The sequence below is a fragment of the Kineococcus indalonis genome (genome assembly GCF_009906395.1).
GTDB lineage: Bacteria > Actinomycetota > Actinomycetes > Actinomycetales > Kineococcaceae > Kineococcus > Kineococcus indalonis.
In genome coordinates this window covers 1-7,384 of record NZ_JAAALM010000173.1, presented here as the reverse complement: position 1 = coordinate 7,384, position 7,384 = coordinate 1, and the positions used below count along the sequence as shown (strand labels likewise).

Annotated in this window: 8 protein-coding genes; 2 read left to right on the top strand and 6 right to left on the bottom strand. The window is 74.3% G+C overall.

What is annotated here, in order from left to right:
• On the bottom strand, window positions 1–333 hold a 333-nt coding region (locus GTR00_RS10385; protein WP_166611552.1), incomplete at its 3' end, for a MerR family transcriptional regulator.
• Between the two features lie 400 nt (window positions 334–733).
• Between GTR00_RS10385 and GTR00_RS10380 the strand changes: the two genes are divergently transcribed.
• Window positions 734–1,036, top strand: a complete 303-nt coding sequence (locus GTR00_RS10380) for a WhiB family transcriptional regulator (RefSeq protein WP_166611551.1) — start codon at window positions 734–736, stop codon at window positions 1,034–1,036.
• Between the two features lie 146 nt (window positions 1,037–1,182).
• Here the strand turns inward: GTR00_RS10380 and groL are convergent, their stop codons facing one another.
• Together groL and groES are read right to left on the bottom strand one after the other, a co-directional pair.
• Window positions 1,183–2,799 (bottom strand): chaperonin GroEL, encoded by a 1,617-nt coding sequence (groL, locus tag GTR00_RS10375; RefSeq protein WP_166611550.1) that lies wholly within the window; start codon window positions 2,797–2,799, stop codon window positions 1,183–1,185.
• A gap of 93 nt (window positions 2,800–2,892) precedes the next feature.
• Window positions 2,893–3,189, bottom strand: coding sequence for a co-chaperone GroES (groES, locus tag GTR00_RS10370; protein WP_166611549.1), 297 nt, complete (start codon window positions 3,187–3,189; stop codon window positions 2,893–2,895).
• Window positions 3,190–3,401: 212 nt separating this feature from the next.
• On the opposite strand from groES, the gene GTR00_RS10365 reads away from it, so the two are divergent.
• On the top strand, window positions 3,402–4,583 hold the full coding sequence (locus GTR00_RS10365; protein WP_166611548.1) for a THUMP-like domain-containing protein: 1,182 nt from the start codon (window positions 3,402–3,404) through the stop codon (window positions 4,581–4,583).
• 79 nt (window positions 4,584–4,662) lie between these two features.
• Here GTR00_RS10365 and rimI read toward each other — a convergent pair whose 3' ends face one another.
• The 3 genes from rimI to GTR00_RS10350 form a co-directional block, all read right to left on the bottom strand.
• Window positions 4,663–5,142 (bottom strand): ribosomal protein S18-alanine N-acetyltransferase, encoded by a 480-nt coding sequence (rimI, locus tag GTR00_RS10360; RefSeq protein WP_166611547.1) that lies wholly within the window; start codon window positions 5,140–5,142, stop codon window positions 4,663–4,665.
• Window positions 5,143–5,175: 33 nt separating this feature from the next.
• Entirely contained in the window at window positions 5,176–6,570 is a 1,395-nt protein-coding gene (locus tag GTR00_RS10355; protein WP_166611546.1) for an MFS transporter, read from the bottom strand.
• Window positions 6,571–6,640: 70 nt separating this feature from the next.
• Window positions 6,641–7,384, bottom strand: a 744-nt coding sequence (locus tag GTR00_RS10350; protein WP_407659675.1) for a GntP family permease, incomplete at its 5' end; no start/stop codon positions are given.

Genomic DNA, 7,384 nt, shown 5'->3' with positions numbered 1-7,384 from the left:
GCCGGTGGCGGCCTGCTCGGGGCCGGCGATGGCGGCGGCGTCGGTGACGGCCGCCTCGATCACGGAGGCGGGGATGGTGGAGACGCTGGCCAGCGCGAAGCCGCCGTCGGCGACGGCCGTGGTGGCGGCGATGGCGGCGGCCTCGGCGGGCGCCACGCCCTCGAGGGTGAGGCGGCGCATGACGACCAGGCGGGCCAGGTCGGTGGCGGAGTAGCGCCGGTGCGCGCCGGCGGTGTGCTCGGAGGGGCCCAGGCCGTAGCGGCGGTCCCAGGTGCGCAGGGTGGCCGGGGCCACCCCGAGCCGGCGCGCCACGGCCGCGACGGTCAGCGTCATGCGCGGCGCCGGCGGCGTCGGCGGCGCTCCCTGGGGCGGTGAGGACACGCCGCGATCCTCCCGCGGCCGCGTCGGGCGCGCCACTCACCGCTCCCCCGGACGGCGCACCCGCTCGGCGGGAACGCGCCACCGGGTTGTTCAGCGTTGTTCACCGCTGGTCAGGGGCGCGCGGGGCTCCGTGCGGAAGTTGTTCACAGCGATGTTCACCGGTTGTGCACGACGACGGCCCCCCGGCGGCACCGGTGCCGCCGGCCTGTGGCGCAGGTCACGCGCCCCACTCTTGAACAACTTCCCGCGAGGGCCTTGAACAACTTCTGACGCGGTTGTAGCGTCCTACCTCGTCAGCAAGATCCACCGCCCCGGCGGTCCCCCGAACACCCCGCACCTCAAGGAGCGCACCATGGCCGAGATCTCCCGCCTCCCCGGACCCGTCGCCGACATCTGGGAGTGGCAGCTCATCGGCTCCTGCCGCGAGGCCGACCCCGACCTGTTCTTCCACCCCGAGGGCGAGCGCGGCCCCGCCCGCCGCAACCGCGACGCCGCCGCCCAGGCCGTGTGCGCCGGTTGCCCCGTCATCGAGCAGTGCCGCAAGCACGCCCTGAAGGTGCGTGAGCCCTACGGCGTGTGGGGCGGCCTCACCGAGGACGACCGCGAGGCCATCTACGCCGCCGAGCGCCGCCGCACCCTGCGCGTCGCCAGCTGAGCACGTCCCGGCGGGCGGGGGCCCGCCGGAGCCGGAACGGCGCGGGCGCGCACGCGGAGGTGCGGTGCGCGGCACGCCGCGGCAGCGAGCACGACGCAGGCCCGGTCCCCTTCAGGGGACCGGGCCTGCGTCGTGCTCGGGAGGGGTCAGTGGCCGTGGCCGTGACCGTGGCCGGCGGCCGCCGGCTCCTCCTCCTTCTTGTCCACCACGAGGGTGTCGGTGGTCAGGACCATCGAGGCGATCGAGGCGGCGTTGCGCAGCGCCGAGCGGGTCACCTTGACGGGGTCGATGACACCGGCGGCCAGCAGGTCCACGTACTCGCCGCTGGCGGCGTTGAGGCCGTTGCCCGGCTCGAGGCCGCGGACCTTCTCCACCACGACGTAGCCCTCGTGGCCGGCGTTCTCGGCGATCCAGCGCAGCGGCTCGGTGGCGGCGCGGTGCACCAGCTTCACGCCGGTGGCCTCGTCGCCCTCGCGGCCCAGGCCGCCCTCGAGCACCCGCACCGCGTGGGTCAGGGCGCTGCCGCCGCCGGCGACGATGCCCTCCTCGATCGCGGCGCGCGTGGCGGAGACGGCGTCCTCGATGCGGTGCTTCTTCTCCTTGAGCTCCACCTCGGTGTGCGCGCCGACCTTGATGACGACCACGCCGCCGGCCAGCTTCGCCAGGCGCTCCTGGAGCTTCTCGCGGTCCCAGTCGGAGTCGGTGCGCTCGATCTCGGCCTTGATCTGCGCGACGCGGCCCGCGACCTCCGCGGAGTCGCCGGCGCCCTCGACGATCGTGGTGTCGTCCTTGGTGACGACGATGCGGCGGGCGGTGCCCAGCACGTCCAGGCCGATCTGGTCGAGCTTGAGGCCGACCTCCTCGGCGACGACCTGGCCGCCGGTGAGGGTGGCGATGTCGCCCAGGATCGCCTTGCGGCGGTCGCCGAAGCCGGGGGCCTTGACCGCGACGGCGTTGAAGGTGCCGCGGATCTTGTTGACGACCAGCGTGGACAGCGCCTCGCCGTCGACGTCCTCGGCGATGATCAGCAGCGGCTTGGAGGCCTGCAGGACCTTCTCCAGCAGCGGCAGCAGCTCGGTGACCGTGGAGATCTTGCCCTGGTGCACGAGGACGTACGCGTCCTCCAGCACCGCCTCCTGGCGCTCGGCGTCGGTGACGAAGTAGGGCGAGATGTAGCCCTTGTCGAACTGCATGCCCTCGGTGAAGTCCAGCTCCAGCGCGGTCGTGGAGGACTCCTCGACCGTGATGACGCCGTCCTTGCCGACCTTGTCGAACGCGTCGGCGAGCAGCTCGCCCACGGTCGCGTCCTGCGCGGAGATCGTGGCGACGTGGGCGATGTCGCCCTTGCCGTCGACGTCGCGCGCCAGCTTCAGCAGCTCGTCGCTGACCGCGTCCACGGCCGCGTCGATGCCGCGCTTGAGGGCGGACGGCGCCGCGCCGGCGGCCACGTTGCGCAGGCCCTCGTGCACCATCGCCTGCGCCAGGACGGTCGCGGTGGTGGTGCCGTCACCGGCGACGTCGTTGGTCTTGGTGGCGACCTCCTTGGCGAGCTGGGCGCCGAGGTTCTCGTAGGGGTCGTCGAGCTCGACCTCGCGGGCGATGGTGACGCCGTCGTTCGTGATCGTCGGCGCACCCCACTTCTTGTCGATGACGACGTTGCGGCCCTTGGGCCCCAGGGTCACCTTGACGGCGTTGGCGAGGGCGTCGACCCCGCGCTCCAGGGAGCGGCGGGCGTCCTCGTTGAACGAGAGCTGCTTGGCCATGCGCTTCTTCCTTCCAGGGCTTTTCGCGGCAACGGGAGACGCCCCGGGCACCCGGTGTCGTCGGGCGCCCGGGGCGTCAGGACCTGCTGCTGCTTACTTGGAGACCTTGGCGAGCACGTCGCGGGCCGAGAGGATCAGCAGCTCGTCGCCGCCGTACTTGACCTCGGTGCCGCCGTACTTCGAGTAGATGACCTTGTCGCCGACGGCCACGTCCACGGGGACGCGGTTGCCGTTGTCGTCGACGCGGCCCGGACCCACGGCCAGGACCTCGCCCTCCTGGGGCTTCTCCTTGGCGGTGTCCGGGATGACCAGACCGGAAGCGGTCGTCTGCTCCGCGTCGAGCGGCTTGACGACGATGCGGTCCTCGAGCGGAGTGATGGAGACCGACACTGGGCGGCCCTCCCCTTCTGCGTACTCGGTGCGGATCTGGCGTACTGGTGGGTCGGTTGCGGGGCCGGCGCTCGACCGTCGTCGCGGGTGCCGGGCGGCACCGCCTCGCTGCTGGCACTCCCTGGTGGGGAGTGCCACCGACGCTGGGACAGAAGTTAGCACTCCGGTCCACCGAGTGCCAGGGAGCCTCCCCGGCTGGCACAGTCGGGTCCGTGGACCCCGCCGACGTCGCCGCGCTCACCTCCCCCGCCGGGCGCGCGCTGCTGGACCTGCTGGCCGCCGCCGGCCCCGCCGACCCCCTGGTGCTGGGGCAGCGGCTGCGCCGCGAGGGCCACGACCCCGCCCTCGTCGCCCTGGCCATGACCCAGGCGCGCCTGCGCGAGCGCGCCGCCGCCAAGCTCGGCCCCCGCGCGCACGAGCTGCTGCTCACCCCCGCCGGGGTGGAGCAGGCCACCCGCGCCGCCGTCGCCGCCGAGCACGCCCGCCGCTTCGCCGCCGCCGGGGTGCGCCGCGTCGCCGACCTCGGCTGCGGGGTGGGCGCCGACGCCCTGGCCCTGGCCGACGCCGGCCTGGACGTGCTGGCCGTGGACGCCGACCCCGGCACCGCCGCGGTGGCCGCCGCCAACCTCGCCGGGCGCGCGGAGGTGCGCTGCGCCGACGTCACCGCCGGCGTCACCGACGAGCTGGGGCCCGGCGACGGGGCCTGGTTCGACCCGGCCCGGCGCACCGCGGGCGGGCGGCGCCTGTTCGACCCCGAGGCCACCTCCCCTCCCCTGTCCTTCGTGCTGGCCACCGCCGCCGCCGTGCCCGCCACCGGCGCCAAGCTCGCCCCGGGCCTGCCGCACGCGCTGGTGCCCGCCGGCGCCGAGGCGCAGTGGACGTCCGTGGACGGCGACGTGGTGGAGTCCGCGCTGTGGTGCGGGCCGCTGGCCCGCCCCGGCGTGGCGCGCAGCGCCCTGCTGCTGCGCGGCGGCGAGCGCTTCGAGCTCGACGACGCGGACAACCCCGTGCCGGACGTCGGCGCCGTCGGCTCGCACCTGCACGAGCCCGACGGCGCCGTCATCCGCGCCGGGCTGGTCGGCGCCGCCGCGCGGCTGCTGGGCGGGCGCCTGGTGGACGAGTCCATCGCCTACGTCACCACCGACGGCCCGGCCGGCTCGCCGTTCGCGCGCTCCTACGCGGTGCTCGACGTGCTGCCGTTCGGGCTCAAGGCGCTGCGGCGGCACCTGCGCGAGCGCGACGTGGGGCCGCTGACGGTGAAGAAGCGCGGCACCGCCGTCGACCCGGACGTGCTGCGCCGGCAGCTGGCGCTGAAGGGCTCGCGCCCGGCCACCGTCGTGCTGACCCGGCTGGCGGGGCGGCAGTCGGTGCTGGTGGTGGAGCCGGTGGGCTGACGGGGCGCGCGCCCGGCACCGCGCGCCCGGGGCCCGCTCGGGGTCGTGCGCCCGGGGTCGTGCGCCCGGGGTCGTGCGCTCAGAGCCGCGCGCGCAGCACCAGCGCGTCGACGCCGCCCGGCTGGTAGTAGCGCGCCCGGCGGGCGATCTGCTCGAACCCCTCCGAGCGGTACAGCGCCTGCGCGGGCTCGTTGTCGGCGCGCACCTCCAGCAGCACGTGGCGCGCGCCGGCGGCGCGGGCCGCGTCCAGCAGCGCCCGCAGCAGCCGCCGGCCCAGCCCGCGGCCCTGCGCGGCGCGCGCCACGCCGATCGTCTGCACGTCGGCGTCGGCGCCGGAGACGACGAGGCCGCCGTAGCCGAGGACCTCCTCGCCCCCCAGCGCCACCAGGTAGGTGCGCCCGGGCGCCGCCAGCTCCCCCCAGAACGTCTCCGGCGACCACGCGGTGGGCCCGAACAGGTCCACCTCCAGGCGGTGCACGTCCTGCAGGTGCCACCACCGCGCCGGGGTGAGCACGACCCCGCTGCTGCTCGTGCCCGTCCCGGCCGGCGTCTGGCTCACCCCGGCGACGCTACCGGCCCCCGGCCGCGGGGCTCAGCGGGAGCTGCCCGGCTTCAGCGCGGCCGACTCCTCCCCGCGCACGTCGAGCAGGGTGTTCGCCCGGATCGTGAACCGCTTGGTGCCCCACATCATCGCCGCTGCCAGGAAGGGCATGACGCCCAGCGCGTACAGGCCCGCGTCGTCGGAGCCGAACAGCTCGGCGACGAACGTGCGCAGGTTCGGGGCGACGAACCCGCCGAGGTTGCCCAGGGAGTTGATCAGGCCGATGCCGGCGGCGGCGGCGGTGCCGGCCAGGAACGCCGTCGGGAAGGACCAGCAGATCGGGCCGGTGGACAGGAACGAGCACACCGCCAGGGTGATGAAGAGGATGCCCAGCACCGGGCGCCCGGTGGACCCGGCCCAGGCGGAGCCGAAGATGCACAGCCCCGTGGTGGTGAAGAACAGCGTGCCCAGCACGCGGCGGCGGTGCACCGTGTTCGCCGCCCGGCCGACGAAGTAGCAGGCGAAGAGGCCGAAGAACCACGGGATGGCGGCCAGCAGGCCGACCTCCCAGCCGACGTCGCGCCCGACCAGGCGGGCCACCTGCTGCGGCAGGTAGAACGTCACGCCGTAGACGGCGATCTGCAGGCAGAAGTAGATGACGGTGAAGTACCAGACCTTGCCGTTGCCCATCGCGGCCTTGACGCCGCGGGGCCCGTCCTCGTTCTTGACCTCGTTCTCGTCGTCCATCACCTCGCGCAGCGCGCGCTTCTGCCCCTCGTCGAGGAACTTCGCCTGCTGCGGGGAGTTGGTCAGCAGGAAGAACGCCGCGACGCCGGCCACCACGGCCAGCATGCCCTCCACGAAGAACATCAGCTGCCAGCCGGCCACCCAGTCCAGCCGGTTGCCGATGGAGATCAGCGCACCGGACAGCGGGGCGCCGATCATCTGCGAGAACGGCTGCGCCAGGTAGAACACGGCGAACATCTGCACGCGCACCCGGTTGGGGAACCACTCGGCCAGGAACATGATGACGCCGGGGAACAGCCCGGCCTCGGTGACGCCGAGCAGGAAGCGCAGGACGACGAACGACGTCTCGCCCTGCACGAAGGCGAAGGCGGCCGAGACCAGCCCCCAGGTGATGGCGATGCGCGCCAGCCACGCCTTGGCGCCGAAGCGCTGCAGCGCCAGGTTGCTGGGGATCTCGAAGATGGCGTAGCCGATGAAGAAGATGCCGGCGCCGAAGGCGTACGCCGCGGCGCTGATGCCGCGGTCCACCTCCAGCCCCTCCTCGGCGAAGCCGACGTTGGTGCGGTCGAGGAAGGCGACGACGTACAGGACGACCAGCATCGGCATCAGCCGGCGCGAGGCCTTCGAGATGGCGGAACGCAGCTCGGGCGAGGCGAGGCGCTCGTGGGCCGAGGACGACTGGGGCGACGACGGTGTCATGACCGCTCCACGGTGAGGGGAGCCCCACGCTGGCGCCAGGCGCAGGTGCTGTCAAACCGACCCGCCGTGCTCACAGCAGCAGGTAGCCCAGGGACGCCAGCGCGAAGCCGACCACCCCGATGATCGTCTCCATCACCGTCCAGGTGCGCAGCGTCGTGGGCACGTCCATGCCCAGGAACCGCCCGACCAGCCAGAACCCGGAGTCGTTGACGTGGCTCAGGGCCGTGGCGCCCGCGGCGATCGCCACGACGATGAAGCACAGGTCGAAGGTGGACAGCCCCGCGGTGGCCTCCACCGCGGGCGCCACCAGACCGGCCGTGGTCGTCAGCGCCACCGTCGCCGAGCCCTGCGCCACGCGCAGGCCCAGGGAGATGACGAACGCCGCCAGGATCACCGGGAAGCCCGCGGCCTCCAGGGTGTCCGCGAGCGCACCGCCGATGCCGCTGGTGCGCAGGACGTACCCGAACATGCCGCCGGCGCCGGTGATGAGGATGACCGCGCACACCGGGCCCAGGGCGCCGTTGGCGAGGTCCTCCACCTCGCTCCGGCCGAAGCGGCCCCGGCCCAGGACGACCATGGCGACCAGGACGGTGATGAGCAGCGCGACCGGCGTCTGCCCCAGCAGGCGCAGCACCTGCACCCAGGTGGCGTCGCCGTCGACCGCGCCGGAGGTGGCCAGGGTGTTCAGGCCGGTGTTCAGGAAGATCAGCACCAGCGGCAGCAGCAGCAGGCCCACCACGGTGCCGAACGAGGGCGCGGGGCCGGGCAGGTCGCCGGACTCGCTCGCCGCGGGCGCGCCGGCGCCCGCGGTGGC

Coding starts and splice junctions, on each gene's coding strand:
- GTR00_RS10355 (WP_166611546.1), bottom strand. CDS start 6,570: ATGACACCGTCGTCGCCCCAGTCGTCCTCGGCCCACGAGCGCCTCGCC.
- groL (WP_166611550.1), bottom strand. CDS start 2,799: ATGGCCAAGCAGCTCTCGTTCAACGAGGACGCCCGCCGCTCCCTGGAG.
- GTR00_RS10380 (WP_166611551.1), top strand. CDS start 734: ATGGCCGAGATCTCCCGCCTCCCCGGACCCGTCGCCGACATCTGGGAG.